At 64.7% G+C, this 16,892-nt stretch carries 12 protein-coding genes and 1 tRNA gene; 9 read left to right on the top strand and 4 right to left on the bottom strand.

Annotated features, from left to right (window positions below; all coding sequences use genetic code 11):
* On the top strand, nucleotides 1-2,235 hold the full coding sequence (locus U0025_RS23235) for a GumC family protein (RefSeq protein WP_004210081.1): 2,235 nt from the start codon (nucleotides 1-3) through the stop codon (nucleotides 2,233-2,235).
* On the top strand, nucleotides 2,232-3,377 hold the full coding sequence (locus U0025_RS23230; protein ID WP_004210079.1) for a hypothetical protein: 1,146 nt from the start codon (nucleotides 2,232-2,234) through the stop codon (nucleotides 3,375-3,377). The genes U0025_RS23235 and U0025_RS23230 overlap by 4 nt, the downstream gene beginning before the upstream one ends.
* 464 nt (nucleotides 3,378-3,841) lie before the next feature.
* Here U0025_RS23230 and U0025_RS23225 read toward each other — a convergent pair.
* Nucleotides 3,842-3,931: transfer RNA gene (locus U0025_RS23225), tRNA-Ser, on the bottom strand.
* A gap of 146 nt (nucleotides 3,932-4,077) precedes the next feature.
* Here U0025_RS23225 and hspQ point away from each other — a divergent pair.
* From hspQ to U0025_RS23190, 7 genes are all read left to right on the top strand, one after another.
* Nucleotides 4,078-4,449, top strand: coding sequence for a heat shock protein HspQ (gene hspQ / locus U0025_RS23220; RefSeq protein WP_004210078.1), 372 nt, complete (start codon nucleotides 4,078-4,080; stop codon nucleotides 4,447-4,449).
* Nucleotides 4,406-5,194, top strand: a complete 789-nt coding sequence (locus tag U0025_RS23215; protein WP_004210077.1) for a GDSL-type esterase/lipase family protein — start codon at nucleotides 4,406-4,408, stop codon at nucleotides 5,192-5,194. Before hspQ ends, U0025_RS23215 begins: the two co-directional genes overlap by 44 nt.
* Nucleotides 5,195-5,314: 120 nt before the next feature.
* Nucleotides 5,315-7,249, top strand: a complete 1,935-nt coding sequence (locus U0025_RS23210) for an OPT family oligopeptide transporter (protein WP_202600257.1) — start codon at nucleotides 5,315-5,317, stop codon at nucleotides 7,247-7,249.
* A gap of 145 nt (nucleotides 7,250-7,394) precedes the next feature.
* Entirely contained in the window at nucleotides 7,395-7,535 is a 141-nt protein-coding gene (locus tag U0025_RS23205; protein ID WP_004210074.1) for a hypothetical protein, read from the top strand.
* Between the two features lie 132 nt (nucleotides 7,536-7,667).
* A complete protein-coding gene (locus U0025_RS23200) occupies nucleotides 7,668-10,460 on the top strand; it encodes a TonB-dependent receptor (RefSeq protein WP_004210072.1) in 2,793 nt (930 codons plus the stop codon).
* A 76-nt stretch (nucleotides 10,461-10,536) separates the two neighbouring features.
* Nucleotides 10,537-11,937, top strand: coding sequence for a purple acid phosphatase family protein (locus U0025_RS23195; RefSeq protein ID WP_004210071.1), 1,401 nt, complete (start codon nucleotides 10,537-10,539; stop codon nucleotides 11,935-11,937).
* An 8-nt stretch (nucleotides 11,938-11,945) separates the two neighbouring features.
* The gene (locus U0025_RS23190; RefSeq protein ID WP_004210070.1) at nucleotides 11,946-13,019 is read left to right on the top strand and encodes a phytase; all 1,074 of its coding nucleotides are present in this window, start codon (nucleotides 11,946-11,948) and stop codon (nucleotides 13,017-13,019) included.
* A gap of 40 nt (nucleotides 13,020-13,059) precedes the next feature.
* Here U0025_RS23190 and U0025_RS23185 read toward each other — a convergent pair whose 3' ends face one another.
* From U0025_RS23185 to queF, 3 genes are all read right to left on the bottom strand, one after another.
* Nucleotides 13,060-13,464: an NUDIX domain-containing protein gene (locus U0025_RS23185; RefSeq protein ID WP_004210069.1), complete on the bottom strand. Its 405-nt coding sequence runs from the start codon at nucleotides 13,462-13,464 to the stop codon at nucleotides 13,060-13,062.
* A gap of 49 nt (nucleotides 13,465-13,513) precedes the next feature.
* Complete coding sequence (locus tag U0025_RS23180) at nucleotides 13,514-16,162, bottom strand: M1 family metallopeptidase (RefSeq protein ID WP_004210068.1); 2,649 nt, start codon at nucleotides 16,160-16,162, stop codon at nucleotides 13,514-13,516.
* A gap of 251 nt (nucleotides 16,163-16,413) precedes the next feature.
* Nucleotides 16,414-16,866, bottom strand: a complete 453-nt coding sequence (queF, locus tag U0025_RS23175; protein WP_004210067.1) for a preQ(1) synthase — start codon at nucleotides 16,864-16,866, stop codon at nucleotides 16,414-16,416.
* Between the last annotated feature and the right edge of the window lie 26 nt (nucleotides 16,867-16,892).

Below are 16,892 nucleotides of genomic sequence, written 5' to 3'. Positions count from 1 at the left end.
ATGACCGCGCGACTTGATTCCCTCCCCACCCCGCATGTCGCTCCTGCCCGGCCCGCAAGCGCCGGCGCCCAGGGCGATCCGGCCGAAGCGCCGCTGTTCGACCTCGACCTTTCCAGGATCATCTTCGCGATCCGCCGCAATATCTGGTGGATCGGTGCGATCATCGCCTGCGCACTCGCGCTCGGCCTGGTGGCGACCTTGCTGATGCAGCCCCGCTACATCGCCACCTCGCGCGTGTTGATCGAGCAGCAGGCGGACCAGATCATCGAGAATAACGATGTCACGCCGGCGGTTGCCTATCAGGATGCCGACCGTTTCCTCCAGACCCAGGTGGATGTGATCCGCAGCCGGGCACTCGCCGCCAAGGTGGTGGATGACGGGAAATTCTGGACCGAGCCCGCCTTTTTCGATGCCGTGGGCACCCCCATGCCGACCGAGGCCGATCTCGACTATCGCTATCAGGGCAAGGATGCGCTGCAGCGGCTCCGGCGCGACACCGCCATTGATGCGGTCGCCCGCAACCTGTCCGTCTCACTGCCCGATGCCAGCCGCCTGGTGGCCATCAGCTTCAGCGGCAGCGACCCCAATTATGCCGCGAAGCTGGCCAATCTCTTCGCCGAAAGCTATGTCTCCGCCAATCTGGCGCGCAAGTTCGACAGTTCCTCCTATGCCCGCGAATATCTCGCGCAACAACTCGACCAGGCCCGTATCCGGCTGGAAACGTCGGAGCGCGACCTCAACCAATATTCCCGTGCCGCCGGCCTCGTCCGGGTCCAGGGACAAGGCCAGAATGCGGACAAGGAAGCCACGCTATCGGTAACCAACGACACGCTCGTCCAGGTCAATGGCGCCGCAAGCCAGGCCACGGCGGAGCGGATCGCCGCGGAGGATCGGTGGAACAGCGTCCGCAACTCGCCCGTGATGACCGTGCCCCAGGTGCTGGAAAACCCGGCCATTCAGGCCCTTATCCGACAGCGGAGCGAGGTCGAATCGCAATTGGCCCAGGAAAGCTCGCGCCATCTGGCCGGCCATCCGACCGCCGCAGCGCTGCAGGCGCAGGTCGATCGGCTGAGCGCCCAGATCATGGCGGTCGGCAATGCGATCAAAAGCTCGGTGCACATCGAATTTCAGGCAGCACAGGCCAAGGAGGCGACCCTGCAGCGCCAGGTCGTCGATCTGCGCACCCTTGCCCTGGGCGAACAGGATCGCGGCGTCCAATATAATATCCTCAAGCGTGTCGCCGAAACCAACCGCTCGCTCTATGACACGCTGCTCGCCCGCTATAATGAGCTGAATGCAACCGCCGGCGCGACCTCCAACAATGTCTCGCTGGTCGATCGGGCCGAAACGCCGCGCTTCCCCGCATCGCCGAAACTGGTGCTCAACCTCGGCCTCGCCTTGCTCGCCGGCATATTGTGTGCGGGCATATTCGTCTTCGTCCGCGAACATTTCGACGATGCGATCCGCGCACCCGACGATGTCGAGCACAAGCTCGGCGTTCCCCTGCTCGGCCTGGTCCCGCAGGAAGCCAGTGACGATATCCGGCTGGAAATGCGCGATCCCAAATCGGCGCTCAGCGAAGCCTATAATTCGCTCATCGCCAATCTGCGCTATGCCGGCGCGGACGGCTTCCCTAAGATCCTCACCATCACCAGTTCCCGCGCGGAAGAGGGCAAGTCGACAACATCGGTGGCGATCGCCGAACAACTCGCGAAACTCGGACGAAAGACCCTGCTCATCGACGGCGATCTGCGCAGGCCCACCGTTCACAAGATCCTCGACCTGCCCAGCGCACACGGCCTGACCGCCCTGCTGACCGGCGAGATCGGCTTGGATCGGGCGATCCTGGGAACCGATGTGCCGAACCTCCATGCCATCACGGCGCTCCCCACCCCGGTCAACCCGTCGCTGCTGCTCGGCAGCACCCGGCTGGAAGCGCTGATGCAGCATTGCCGCGGCCAGTTCGACCATGTCATCATCGACAGCCCGCCGATGCTGGGCCTTTCGGACGCCACATCCCTGTCCGTCGCCTCCGATGCCACCCTGCTGGTGATCGACGCGAGCAAGGGGCATCGCGGGACGATCAAGAGCACCCTGCGCCGGCTCACCCTCGTCCATGCTCCGGTCGTCGGCGCACTGCTGACGAAATTCGATCCCCGGCGCGCGGGCGGAAATGCCGCCTATTATGGCTATGATTATTACGAATATGGCCGCCCTGCCGATAGCGGGGCATGACCAGAGACGCGCCATGGGGGCACCGGCCAATCGCGCTGCTGGTGCCCCTCGCCTGCCTGGCTTGGGCGCTCATTGTGACGGGCGCGCAACTCGACCGGGAAGCCCGCGCCCGCCCCGCCCTCGCCGCGTTCGTCCCCCCGCCCTTCCGTTTCTTCGCCCAGGCCGCCATCGTCGAACAGGGGCTCGCACGCGGCACGGACCCCGCCCTCCTCTACCCTCAAGCCCGGCGCCTGCTGCTGCGGCGCCCCATCGCGTCGGAAAATCTGACCCTGTTCGGCCTGTCCGCGCTCCGGGCTGGCGATCGGCAACACGCCCTCCAGGCCTTCAGCCTCGCCGCCTCGCGCGGCTGGCATGACGATATCCCGCAATATATGGCGCTGGTCGACGCAGCACGGGGCGGGCGCTGGGACGACGCCGCGCTTCGCCTGCGCGCGCTGCTGCAGACACAGGCCAGCGAACCGACCATCCGCCAGGCGATCATGCCCTTCATGGCCAGCCCTCCGGGCCGTGCCGCGCTCGCCCGCTTGCTCGCCGACAATCCGGACTTCCAATATCCGCTTCTCTCGATAGCCCGCACGACCCTCGCGCCACCGCAATTCCGCACCCTGCTCCAGCATCTGGCCAGCCATCGCGCCCGGATCGACTGCCGCGCCCTCAACAGGCTGGTGTCGCGCTGGCTCGATCAGGGCATCGCAACAGCCGCGCGCGACACCTGGGACGGCCTTTGCGCATCGGCGGACACCGCCAGCCACGCGGATCGCGGCTTCAGCGACACGGCCACACCCTTCGCCTGGCAATTGCAGCCACGCGACGATCTTCCGCTGCATGTCGATCCGCACGACGCCAGCCTTTCCTATCGCAATCCGGATAGTGGCCCGCACAGCATCGCCGTCCGTCGGCTGCTGCTCCCGCCCGGCGCGCATCGCTTCAGGATGAGCGGGCGGCCCGCCGATGACCAGACCTTCCCGACCCTTCGCCTGCGCTGTAGCGGCGGTGGCCCACCGCTCAGCTTGCATGCCCTGTCCGGGATGGGGGCCGAACAAAGCGCAACCATCCCCGATCACTGCCCCGTCCAGAAACTGGAACTGATCGCGCCCAAGGGCAGCGTGACCGGCCTGCGCCTGACCATTGACGGGGGATGACCTACGGCGCAGCCAGCGCACGCAGACCGCGCACTGAAGGTTTGATGGAAGGCTTGCTTCTCCGTCCATTGATGATCGCTTCAAAAAGCGACTTTCGTGCCGGCACTGGATCGATCCGAAGAGCCTGAGAGAGAGTTCCGGGTTTCGGCGATGGGGCGGCATCGTCGTCAAGCCATCCCTCACGGGCAGCCTCGATCCGAACCTGAAATTCGACGATCGCCGACGCAGCCCGACGATTAGCTTCTGCTCGCGATGCTCGTCCCAATCGTCAAGTGGGATTGGATTTTCCGATGCTCGACTGAAGCGTTTTCGGGACGGTCATGCGGACCTCGAAACCACCATCTGTGGTCACCCGGAGATAAGTCATCGATCTCATTCTGTAGCACCATTGCGTAGCGGTTGAACGCTCGGCAGCCGTGGATCAGGAAGAAATCGTTTTATCTCACAATCTTACGGGAAGATTATGGCGGAGAGGGAGGGATTCGAACCCTCGGTACCCTCACGGGCACGCCGCATTTCGAGTGCGGTGCATTCGACCACTCTGCCACCTCTCCGCAGAAGACCGGAAGCATTGAACCGCAAGGAAAAATGCCGCACCGATCGGGTCGAGGGGCGCCCATTAGCGAATGATTCCATCCTTGCCAAGCACCCTTTTCGGTATTTTTCTTGTCTCCCTGCGCGGGCACCCTAAATTGGTCATATGAAAGTCACGATTCAGAATATCGGTACCGGCATCACGGCCCCGCCGGTCGTCCATGCCCGCTTCAGCATCGGCGATGTCCTCAAGCATCGCAGCTTCGGCTTTCGCGGCGTGGTGTTCGACATCGACCCGGTCTTCGCCAACAGCGAGGAATGGTATGAATCGATCCCCGAACATGCCCGGCCCGACAAGCAGCAACCCTTCTACCACCTGCTCGCCGAAAATGGCGAGAACAGCTATGTCGCCTATGTCAGCCAGCAGAATCTGGTGGCCGACGACAGCGAGGAGCCGGTCGATCACCCAGCGATCACCGGCCTGTTCGGCGATTATGCGGATGGCAAATATCAGCTGCGCCCGCGCCACCGGCACTGAGCCGCACCGGCGGGCGGCGCTGGGCCTTGCCCTGCTGCTCGCCGCGGCCGGGCCGTTGCAGGCTGCCCCGTTGCCGACGCAGGCCCCGGCGCCGGACAAGATCGCGGTTCCCAATGCCGACCCGACCTTCCCCTTCTCCAACGAGATCGCCGCCTTTGCGAAAGCGGAAGCGGCCGGCCCGCCAGTCGCCGACGCCACGCTGTTCCTGGGCAGTTCCAGCATCCGCCTGTGGGACATCAAGGGCAGCTTCACCGATATCGGCACGGTCAATCGCGGCTTTGGCGGCGCGACCACGCCCGACGTGCTGCATTATTACAAACGGCTGCTGCCCAAGGCCAAGCCACGCTCGATCATCGTCTATGTCGGCGAGAATGACCTGGCCGCCGGCGCCACGCCGGACAAGGTCGCTACCGACGTGCTGACCCTGCTCCGCCAGCTTCGCGCCGACTATCCCAGGGCGCATATCGCCTATCTCTCGCTCAAGCCCAGCCCGATCCGCTGGACGCTCTGGCCCCAGATGGCGGCGGTCAACATGACCGTTTCGGCGCGCAGCAGGGCGATGAAGTTCGATTATCTCGATGTCGGTCGCCCCTTGCTCGCCACCGACGGCCTGCCCGATGCATCGCTGTTCCGTGCCGATGGTTTGCACATGAATCCGCGCGGTTACGAGCGCTGGACCAAGCTGGTCGACGCCTATCTGGACCATGCCGTGCTGGCGGATACGGGCGCCGGCCGCGATTCCTGACCGCCCTGCCGGCCAGTTTAAGATTGATCCAAGCGCCAGCAACATTATTACCAGCCGCTTGATCGATCGACTGGCGAAGGGAAAAGAGCAGTGACAACCGATTCGGCCAAGGCCGTGCCGATGGCGGAGCTGACGCTACGCGGCGTCATATTGGGCGCGCTCATCACCCTGCTGTTCACCGCCGCGAACGTCTATCTGGGCCTCAAGATCGGCCTGACCTTCGCCACCTCAATCCCCGCCGCCGTCATTTCCATGGCGGTGCTGCGCCTGTTCGCGACCGGCACGATCCTGGAAAACAACATCGTCCAGACCATCGCATCGGCCGCCGGCACGCTCTCGGCGATCATCTTCGTGCTGCCGGGCCTGGTCATCATCGGCTGGTGGCAGGGCTTCCCCTATTGGCTGTCGGCCTGCACCATCGCGCTGGGCGGCATATTGGGCGTCATGTATTCAGTGCCGCTGCGCCGCGCGCTCGTCACCGGATCGGACCTGCCCTATCCCGAGGGTGTCGCCGCCGCCGAAGTGCTGAAAGTCGGCGCCGGCTCGCGCGAGGGCCTGGAAGAGAATAAGCGCGGCCTGGCCGCCATCGTCATGAGTTCGATCGCCGCCGCCGGCTTCTCGATCATCGCCAAGACCAAGATCCTGGCCGAGGAAGCCGCCACCTTCTTCAAGCTGGGCGCGGGCGCCAGCTCGGTCTCGACCAGCTTCTCGATGGCGCTGATCGGCGTCGGCCATCTGGTCGGCATCTCCGTCGGCGCCGCCATGTTCGTCGGCCTGCTCATCAGCTGGGTCGGCATCGTCCCCTATCTCACCAGCCCGCTGCCCGCCGGCGCGGACCTGGCCGACCTGGTCGGCACCACCTTCCGCATGAAGGCCCGCTTCATCGGCGCCGGCACGATCGGCATTGCCGCGATCTGGACCCTGCTCAAGATCCTGGGTCCGATCATCAGCGGCATCCGCTCCGCCCTCAACGCCGCCAAGGTCCGCAAGTCGGGCGACGCCGGCACGCTGGACATCACCGAGCGCGACCTGCCGATCGGCATCGTCTTTGGCACCATCCTCGCCTCGCTGGTGCCGATCGCCGTCTTGCTGTGGATCTTTGCCCAGGGCGGGCCGATCGCCGCCAATCCGGTGCCGATCATCGGCCTGACGCTGGCCTATATCCTGGTCGCCGGCATCGTCATCGCGTCGGTCTGCGGCTATATGGCGGGTCTTATCGGCGCGTCGAACAGCCCGATCTCGGGCGTCGGGATTCTTGCCGTGCTCGGCGCGTCGCTGATCCTCGCCGCCATCTACGGCTCGGGCCATCCCGAACAGAGCCAGGCGCTGATCGCCTATGCGCTGTTCACCACCGCGATCGTGTTCGGCGTCGCCACCATTTCCAACGATAACCTCCAGGACCTGAAGACCGGCCAGCTGGTCGGCGCGACGCCGTGGAAGCAGCAGATCGCACTGGTGCTGGGCGTGCTGTTCGGCGCGCTGGTGATCCCGCCGGTGCTCGACCTGCTGAACAGCGCCTTCGGCTTTGCCGGCGCGCCCGGCGCCAAGGCGACCGCCCTGCCCGCGCCGCAGGCCGCGCTCATTTCCGCGCTCGCCAAGGGCGTGCTGGGCGGCGACCTCGACTGGGGCCTGATCGGCTTTGGCGCCGGCATCGGCGTGGTCGTGGTCGCGCTCGACGAACTGCTCGGCAAGACCGGCAAGATGCGCCTGCCCCCGCTCGCGGTCGGCATGGGCATCTATCTGCCGATGGCGCTGACCTTGCTGATCCCGGTCGGTGCGGTGATCGGCCATTTCTACAATCGCTGGTCGCTGCGCCAGGCGAACCCGGAATTTGCCGAGCGCATGGGCGTGCTGATGGCGACCGGCTTCATCGTCGGCGAAAGCCTGTTCGGCGTCGCCTTTGCCGGCATCGTCGCCTCGACCGACAGCGACGCGCCGCTGGCGCTGGTCGGCGAAAGCCATTGGGCGGTGCCGCTGTCGGTGCTGATCTTCGCCGGCGTGATCGCCGCCCTTTATGCGCGCCTGCGCCACTGGGCGACCGCGCCGCTCGCCTGACGAGATGAGATGGGGCGACCGACGCCAGGTCGCCCTATTCTTCAAAATCCTACGACAATAGAATGGATATGGGCCGACCTGCGGCTCGAAACCCTATGTCCGGCGGTTTAATTCTTCAGCATCACCCAAAGGCTGGAGAGTCCACATGCCGCCCGAATTCCTGATTGCCATCATCTTGTGTATCGGCGCCGTCTTTTTCATCGACCATATGGCTCGGCTGGAAAAAGGCGGCCGGCTGCACCATCGTGGCGGCCTGTCCCGGCGCAGCGGCCCGCGTCGCGACTGAGCGCCCCATAATGTGGCCCCTGCATCACGTCACATAAGTTACATTTTTTAGACTTTTAACTGCAATCATAATGCCATGAAGCCGTAAGGACTCATCGCCAATGGCCTCCCCAACCGAAGGGGAGCATTCACCATGAAGACCTTGTTCCGTGGCGCGAGCCGCGCCGCGATCATCCTTGCTACCACCATGCCCGTCGCCGCCCTGGCCGGCACCATCAGCGGCACCGTGTCCGACGGCACCGGCACCCGTGCGCTGCAGTCGACCCAACTGCGCATCGTCGAAAATGGCCGCATCGCCGAAGCCGGCCGTGACGGCTCCTACCGCTTCCCCGACGTCGCGCCGGGCACCTACACGATCGAAGCCCGCTACACCGGTGCCGATCCGGTGCGCACCACCGTCGTCGTGCCCACCACTGGCGATGTCGATGCCGACATCCGCATCGGCTCGAACATCGACGCATCGATCATCGTCGTCGGCCAGGTGGCCAACCAGGCGTCGACGCTGTCGCGCCAGCGCGCGGCCGACGGCGTCGAAAGCGTCCTGACCCGCGACGCGATCGGCCAGTTCCCCGACCAGAATGTCGCGGAATCGATCCGCCGCCTGCCCGGCGTCAACATCCTGAACGACCAGGGCGAAGGCCGCTTCGTGTCGGTTCGCGGCCTCGACCCGGAACTCAACGCCGCGTCGATCAACGGCACCCGCGTGCCGGCGCCGGAAAGCGATGTCCGCTCGGTCGCGCTGGACGTCATCCCTTCGGAACTGATCGAATCGATCGAGATCAAGAAGTCGCTGACCCCGGACATGGACGGCGACACCATCGGTGCCTCGATCGAAATCCAGACCACCAGCGCCTTCGACCGCAAGAAGGATCTCTATTCGGTCAAGCTGGAAGGCAGCTATAACGACTATGCCGACGCGCTGACGCCCAAGGGCAGCGTCGATTTCTCGACCCGCATCACCGATCGCTTCGGCATCGCCGGCGGCTTCAGCTATTACAAGCGCAAGTTCGAGAGCGACAATATCGAGGCGGCCGACTGGAACCAGACAGACGATGGCATCGCCTATGCCGAGGAGCTCCAGTATCGCGACTATGACGTGCAGCGTAAGCGCCTGGGCGGCTCGCTCAGCCTCGACTGGCTCGCCTCCGACACCACCAAGCTCTACGCGCGCGGCCTCTACAGCCAGTTTGAAGATCAGGAATATCGCGGCGACATCATTTTCCAGATGAGCGGCGAACCGGAATCGGGCGACGCGACCAGCGCGCAATTCTCCGATGAGGATGACCGCATCCGCGTCCGTCGCCGGATGAAGGACCGCTTCGAAAAGCAGCGTATCAAGTCTCTGACCCTGGGCGGTGAAACCAATACCGGTCCCTGGAAGCTGACCTATTCGGGTAGCTGGTCGGAAGCCAGCGAGCGCGAAAATGGCTCGATCGACCCGACCCGCTTCCAGGCGGATTTCGAAGAAAATGGCGTGAATGTCGGCTTCGACTATTCGAATCCGATGAAGCCGCGCTACACGGTCACCGGTAATACCGACGCCTTCTATGACGCATCCAACTATGAGTTTGATGAGCTGGAACGCACCACGCTGTCGGACTCGAAGGATCGCGAATATACGATCAAGGGCGACATCAGCCGTGCCTTCGCCACCGATGGCGGCACCTTCACCGTCCAGACCGGCATGAAGGCGCGCTGGCGCAAGAAGAGCTATAATCTCCAATCGGATGTCTATGACGGCTATGATGGCGATTATACGCTGGCCGATGTGCTCGGCGGGCAGACCTATCGCATCCAGGATATTCTGCCGCTGCCCAGCCATACCGGCCCGTCCAATTTCTTCTACGACAACCAGGCCAATTTCGAGCTGAACGAGTTCGACACGCTGCTCAACTCGACCACCTCCGACTATTCGGTGACCGAGGACATTCTCGCCAGCTACCTGCTGGGCCGCTGGGACAGCGACACGCTGCGCGTCATTGCCGGTGTGCGTATGGAGCAGACCCGCAACGACATTCGCGCCTTCCAGACGCTGGCGACCGGCGACGAGGTCGAGGATATCACGATCACGCCGACCCGCTTCGTGCGCAACTATACCAACTGGCTGCCCAGCCTGACGGTCCGCTACGAGCCGGTCACCAACCTGGTCTTCCGCTTCGGTGGCTATAAGAGCCTGGTCCGTCCGAAACTGTCCAACCTGGCACCGCGCTTCGACATCAACGAGGATCGTGAAGCGACGCTCGGCAACCCGAACCTCAAGCCCTATAGCGCCTGGAACATCGACGCGTCGGCCGAATGGTATTTCGGCACCAACGCAGCGCTGACCGGCGGCTTCTTCTGGAAGTCGATCAAGGACTTCGTCGTCGAACAGACGATCGAGGAGCCGGGCGTGATCTATGGCGTCAATTATGATCAGCTGACGACCTACATCAATGGCGACACGGCCAAGATCAAAGGCTTCGAACTGTCCTATAGCCAGGTCTTCAGCTTCCTGCCGGCGCCGTTCGACGGCCTGCTGCTGAACGCCAACTACACCTATACCGATGCCAAGGGCACGGTGCTGACTGACGGCGACATCGCCGATCCGCGCAAGGTGCCGCTGGCGGCTTCGTCGAAGAACACATTCAACATCGTCCTGGGTTACGAAAAGGGGCCGATCTCGCTGCGCGCCGCGGGCACCTATCGTGACAAATATCTGGATGAGCTGGGCGGCAAGGCCGAGGATGATCGCTATGTCGACGATCATTTCCAGCTCGACCTGAGCGCGAAATATCGCGTCGCACCGGGCGTCCGGGTCTTTGCCGAGTGGATCAACGCCACCAACGAGCCCTATTTCGCCTATCAAAACTATGCCGGCGCCAAGCGCCTGCTGCAATATGAGGAATATAACTGGACCGCGAAGTTCGGCATTACCGCCAGCTTCTGATCCCGTTCGATGTCCCCTGCTTGCCGGTCGCGCCCTTGCGCGGCCGGCAAGTCCCGTTTTCCCGGAAAGGACGCCCATGTCCCGACTGTTCCTGACCATGCTGCTGATGGCGAGCGCCGCGCCGCTCTCTGCTCAGACCGCCGCTACCCCGCCCGTGCCCCGCTCCGCCGGCACGCCCTATGCGGCGCGCACCCTGCCCGACCGGATCATGCTGACGCCTGCTGCCGATCCGTCGCGCGGCATGGCCGTCGCCTGGCGCACCGATGCCGCCCAGATCGCCAGCGAAGCGCAGATCGCCATCTCCGTCGACGGCCCGACGCTGGAGGAAAAGGCCAGGACCGTGACCGGCCCCGTCGGAACGGCCAAGGACAGCGCCAATGGCCCGGCCCTCTATCACCAGATCCACTTCGACAATCTGACGCCCGATACCGTCTATGCCTATCGGCTGAAGGGCAGCGCGGGCTGGAGCGAGTGGCTGCAATTCCGCACGGCGGCGGCTGAGGTCAGGCCGTTCCGCTTCCTCTATCTGGGCGACATCCAGAACGGCATCCTGACCTATGCCAGCCGCGTCATCCGCCAGGCTTTCCACGCCAATGGCGGGATCGAGCTGGTCGCCCATGCCGGCGACCTCGCCGCCCAGCGCGACGATCTGGATCACGACGACGAATGGGGCGAGTTCAACCAGGCCGGCAGCTATAACTGGTCGATCGTCCCGCAACTGCCCGCCACCGGCAATCATGAATATGTCGATGTGGTGAAGCCCGACGGCAGCGAAAGCCGCACGCTCGGCCCCTATTTCCCGCTGCAGTTTGCGCTCCCCGACAATGGTGTGCCGGGCCTCAGGGCCACCTATTTTGTCGATTATCAGGGGGTGCGCTTCATCATCCTCGACGGCACGTCGGCGATCGATCTCGGCACCATGGCGCAGCAGACCGCATGGCTCGACGCCACCCTGGCGTCCAGCAAGGCGAAATGGAATGTCGTGCTGTTCCACCAGCCCGTCTTCACCTGCGCCCGACCGCAGGACACGTCCGAGGTGAAGGCCGCGTGGAAGCCGGTGTTCGACAAGCGCAAGGTCGATCTGGTGCTGCAGGGCCATGACCATTGCTACAGCCGCCTAACCTCCGAAGCCGGGCGCGAGGCATCGGCGCAGGCGCGGGCCAATGGCACAATCCAGGGGCCGGTCTATCTCGTCTCGGTCACCGGCTCCAAGATGTACGGCCTCAACGACCGTGCCCGCACCCAGCCAGACAAGACGGCGGAAGCGACCGAACTCTATCAGGTCGTGGACGTGGATGGCGATCGCCTGAAATTCCGCACCTATACCGCGTCGGGCAAGCTCTATGACGGCTTCGACCTCACAAAGCGGGCTGACGGTAATCACCTGACCGACACCAGCGAACCCACCATCGCGGTGCGCACCTGTACCGGCAATATCGGCCCCGATGGCGGCAAATGCGTCGCGCGCGGCAAGTGAGGAATATCATGATGAAGCCCTTAGCCCTGTCGCTCACCAGCCTTCTCGCGCTGGCCGCCTGCACCACCACCGAAACGGAAGTGCCGGTCGAAGTGCGCATCGCCAATGCGACCCCGGCCGTGACCGTCACTGCGCGCGGCGAAACCATGCCGGTCGGCACGCCCAATGCCGACGCGGCGGATGATCCGGCGATCTGGCGCAATGCCGCCAACCCGGCCGCCAGCCTGATCGTCGGCACCGACAAGAAGGCCGGCCTCTATGTCTATGGCCTGGACGGCAAGACCCGCGATTTCCTGGACGCCGGCCGGGTCAACAATGTCGATCTGCGCGACGGCGTGGCGGTGAACGGCCAGGCCGGTATCCTGGTGGTCGCGTCGGACCGCAATGATGTGGCGAACGCCAAGCTCGCCCTGTTCCACCTCGACAGCGTGACAGCGAAGTTGACAGCCCTGGGCAAGGTCGATGCCGGCAAGGGCGAGGCCTATGGCATCTGCCTGTACAAAGCACCGGAGGCGACCTACGCCTTCATCGTGCTGAAAGACGGGACGATCAATCAGGTCGCGATCGACGCCTCCGGCGCCACGCCGACCGGCCGGATCGTCCGCAGCATGAAGCTTGGCACCCAGTCGGAAGGCTGCGCCGTGGATGACCGCACCGGGATCCTCTATGTCGCGGAGGAAGATGTCGGCCTTTGGCGCTTCGACGCGCGCGCATCTGGCGCCACCACGCCCACGAAGATCGCGTCGGCGGATGGCAAGCATCTGGTGATGGATGCCGAAGGCGTCGCCATCGCCGCGATCGGCGAGAAGGATGGCTATGTCCTCGTCTCCAGCCAGGGTGACAATGCCTATGTCGCCTATCGTCTGTCCGACGACGCCTATGTCGGTCGCTTCCGCATCGTCGATGGCGCGATTGGCGGGTCGGAGGAAACCGACGGCATCGAACTGATGCTGGGCGATTTCGGCCCGGCCTATCCCGGCGGGCTGTTCATCGCGCAGGACGGCCATAACGCGGCGGCGGCGCAGAATTTCAAGCTGCTCGCCTGGGACGACATCGCCAGGGCATTGGGCCTGCCGAACTGACCGAAACCGGAAAGGGCGGCCGCGATGCCGCCCTTCCTTGTTATCGCGCCTGCAAGGCGGCCAGCGCCGCCCGTGTCGACAGGGTCAGTGGCTGCGGCAGCGCATCCAGCGCAAACCAGCCGCAGCGCGCCAGCGCGTCGGGCTCCTTCACCACCGGTTCGCCCTGCGCATCCTCAACCAGATAGACTGGCGCGACCCAATGGGTGCCGCGTGCTTCATCGATCTGGTCCGTCAGGCACAGCAATTCACGCGCCCTGATCGTCAGGCCCAGCTCCTCGAAAATCTCGCGCTCGGCCGCGGCGGCCATCGCCTCGAACAGGTCGACCTTGCCGCCCGGCAGGCCCCAATGCCCCGCTTCCGGCTCCCGCCGTCGCTGCACCAGCAGCAACTTGCCGTCGCGCAGGATCGCCGCGCCGCATCCGACCCGTGGTTCCGTCTGATTCATGCTCTTCCCATTTGGAAAGGGCGGCGGATCGCTCCGCCGCCCCATGCCCTTATTTCTTCGCTGCGAACCAGGCCGCGGTCGGCGCCTTCAGGCGGCTGCGCGTCTCGATCCGGGTCTTGATCGCGGCGATCGAGCGATCGACCACCTTGCGCGATTCCGGCGTCAGATACTGGGTCGCATAGGCGTCGAGCTTGGTCACCATCGCCGGGTCGGCCGATCCGCCGCCCAGACGGGCCAGCGCCTGGCTGCGGGCCGACACGTCGATCAGCGCCTCATATTGCGCCTTGTGCGCCAGCACATAGTCGACCGCCAACATCGGATGGGCGACGCCCACCTGGCCGATGATCGCCGCGCTGGTGGTCTTGCCCGGCTCATCGGTTAGGGCGAGATCCAGAGCCTGGCTACCCAGCTTCTCGTCCTTCGCCTTGCCGAGCAGCGCGTAGAGCGTGCTCTTTTCAAGGTCGCTCTGCGCGCCCTTGGCCATCACGCGCAGCTTGTCCCAGGTCGCCTGGTCGGCATTCTGGGCGATGATGCCCAGCCAGACATTGCGCAGCGGCCCATCGAGCGCGGCCGGGTTGGTCGCCAGCGCGGCGAAGCGACGGTTGGCCTCAGCCACGACGCCCTTGTCGCCCATGCTGCCCAGCGTCGCGACCAGGCTGGTGCGCAGCACCGGCACCTGCGGCCCTTCGCCGGCCTTGGCATCATAGCCGATGGCCGTCAGCGCCGGGGTCAGCTTGGCCGAGGCATAGGCCGCGACCTTCGCCTGGGCAGCGGCGTCGCCCTCCAGCATGTCATAGCTGCTCTTCAAATAGCCGGGCACTTCGGCCAGCACGGCCGGGCTACCGGTCACCGGCACGGCGTCGACCAGATCGAGCGCCAGGCCGATCGGCTGGTATCCGCCCAGCGCCAGCTGGAAATTGTCCGCCATCAGGCCGGTCTGGTCCATGCTGGACAACTGGCTGAAGCCCTTGGCCAGCGCCTGGATATTGGCGGCGGGATAGAGCGAGCGATAATAGCCGGTCTGCCCCGCATTGATGACATAGGCGCCGCAGCCCGGCAGCGTGATCTGGCCATTGCCCTGCAGGATCAGGCGCTGCGCCTCGCCGCCCTGCACCTGCGCCTTGACCGGCACATTCCACTTGAGCGGCGCCTTGTCCTTGGCGTCGCGGCTATACTCGCCCTGACTCAGCGTCAGGATGGTGTTGCCGCCCTGGCACTGGGCGCTCTCCACCTTGACCAGCGGGATGCCCGGCTGGCTGGTGAAATCATGCGCGATGCTGACCAGGCCCTTGGCGCCCGCGCCCTCGACCGCCTTCCACAGATCGTCGGTGACGGTGTTCCCATAGGCGTGGCTCTTCATATAGGACTGGATGCCCGCCTTCCACGCATCTTCGCCGGCATAGCCTTCGAGCATGGTGATGACCGCTTCGCCCTTCTGATAGGTGATGGCGTCAAACGCCTGGTTCACCTGATCGACGGTGGTGATCTTCTGCACGACCGGATGGGTGGTCTTGAGCGCGTCGAGGCTCATCGCCCGCTCGCGGCCATCGACGCGCGACAGCAGCGCTTCCCATTCCGGGTTCAGCTTGTCGGTGACCTTGGTCGCCATCCAGCTCGCAAAACCCTCGTTCAGCCAGAGATCGTCCCACCAGGCCATGGTGACGAGATCGCCGAACCACTGATGCGCCATTTCATGCGCGGCCACTTCATAAATGGCGCGCTTGGTCTCTTCCGAGGTGAAGCGCGGATCGACCAGCAGGGTGCGTTCGAAGGTGAAGATCGCGCCCCAATTCTCCATCGCGCTGAAGAACTGGCTCTGGCCCGGCCCCGCGACATTGTCGAGCTTGGGCAGCGGGAAGGGCACGCCGAAATAGTCGTTATAATAGGGCAGGATCGCGGCCGACGCGTCGAGCGCCAGCTGCGCCTTGCCGGTATTGCCCCGGCCGGTGATGACGCCGACTTCGGTATTGCCTGCCATCTTGGTCGCGCGGTCCAGTTCGCCCAGGCCAAAGAAGAGCAGATAGGACGACATTTTGGGGCTGGTGCCGAAGGTCACCAGCTTTTTCCCGCCACCGATGTCCTTGCTGGTCTTGACCGGCATGTTGCCGACCGCCAACTGGCCCGCCGGCACCACGGCGGAGAGATCGAACGTCGCCTTGTAGCTCGGCTCGTCGAAGCTCGGCACGAAACGGCGGGCGTCGGGCGCCTCGAACTGGGTGAAGAGCGCGCGCTTCGCGGCGCCTTCATTGTCGGTATAGTCGAGCGCGAACAGGCCGTTCGCCTGTTGGTTGATGATGCCGGCATAGACCATGGTCAGCTTGTAGCTGCCCGGCTGGACCGGCTTGCCGAAGTCGAGGCTGACGGTCTGGGCATCGGCATCGACCTTGGCCGTGCCAGTGATCGCCTTGCCCTTGGCCGGGGTCAGGGTGACGCTGGAAACGGTCAGGTCGGCCGCATTTAGCACCAGCGCCGGCATGGCGGCGGCGACAGTGACGTCGATCGTCACCTTGCCGGTGAATTTGAGGTTCGCCGCATCGGGCGTCACTTCGATCGCATAATGGCTGGGTGCGGCGCCACGGGGTAGCTGGGTGGTGACGCCGGCGGCGGGACCGGCAGGCGCGGTCTGGGCCAGCGCGGGCGCCGCGATCGCCAGCGGCGCAGCCGCCATCAGGAACGGCAGGATTTTCGACAAGGGCATGGGGGAAGCAACTCCGATACGGCTTGGATGGCGCAATGAGACATAGTCACGCGCAACATGCAAACCGGATCGGCCCTTTCCCGCGGGGGGTCAAGTGAACTATCCGCAAGAGAATGTCGTTGGTCGAAGCCTGTTGCGCGTTCGTCCAACAAGAAGGCCGGCCAATGCCCTCCTCCGTTCGCTTCGAGCCCAGTCGAGAAGCGACAAGCACCTCTGTTTCTCGACAAGCTCGAAACGAACGGCCGTATGGTTCAGCCGCGGCCGCGATAGCCCGGCACGTCCTGCGGCGGCAGCCACAGGCCGGCGGGCGGCTCGCCCGACTGCCAGAAGACGTCGATCGGGATGCCGCCGCGCGGATACCAATAGCCGCCGATGCGCAGCCAGATCGGCTGCATTTCGGTGAACAGCCGCTCGCCGATGCCGACGGTGCAATCCTCATGGAAGCCGGCATGGTTGCGGAAGCTGCCCAGGAACAGCTTGAGCGCCTTGGATTCGACGATCGTCGCGCCGGGCGCATAGTCGATCACCAGATGGGCGAAGTCGGGCTGGCCGGTCACCGGGCAGAGCGAGGTGAATTCCGGCGCCGTGAAGCGCACCAGATAGGGCTTGCCCGGACGGGGATTGGGGACATAGTCGAGGACGGCGTCCTCGGGCCGCTGCGGCAGGGTGCTGGCGCGGCCGAGATGGAGCGGGGTATCGGTCATGAGGGCGCATGTAGTCGATTACACGC

The organism is Sphingobium yanoikuyae (assembly GCF_034424525.1).
Lineage (GTDB): Bacteria > Pseudomonadota > Alphaproteobacteria > Sphingomonadales > Sphingomonadaceae > Sphingobium > Sphingobium yanoikuyae.
This window is presented reverse-complemented; position numbering and strand designations above follow the sequence as displayed.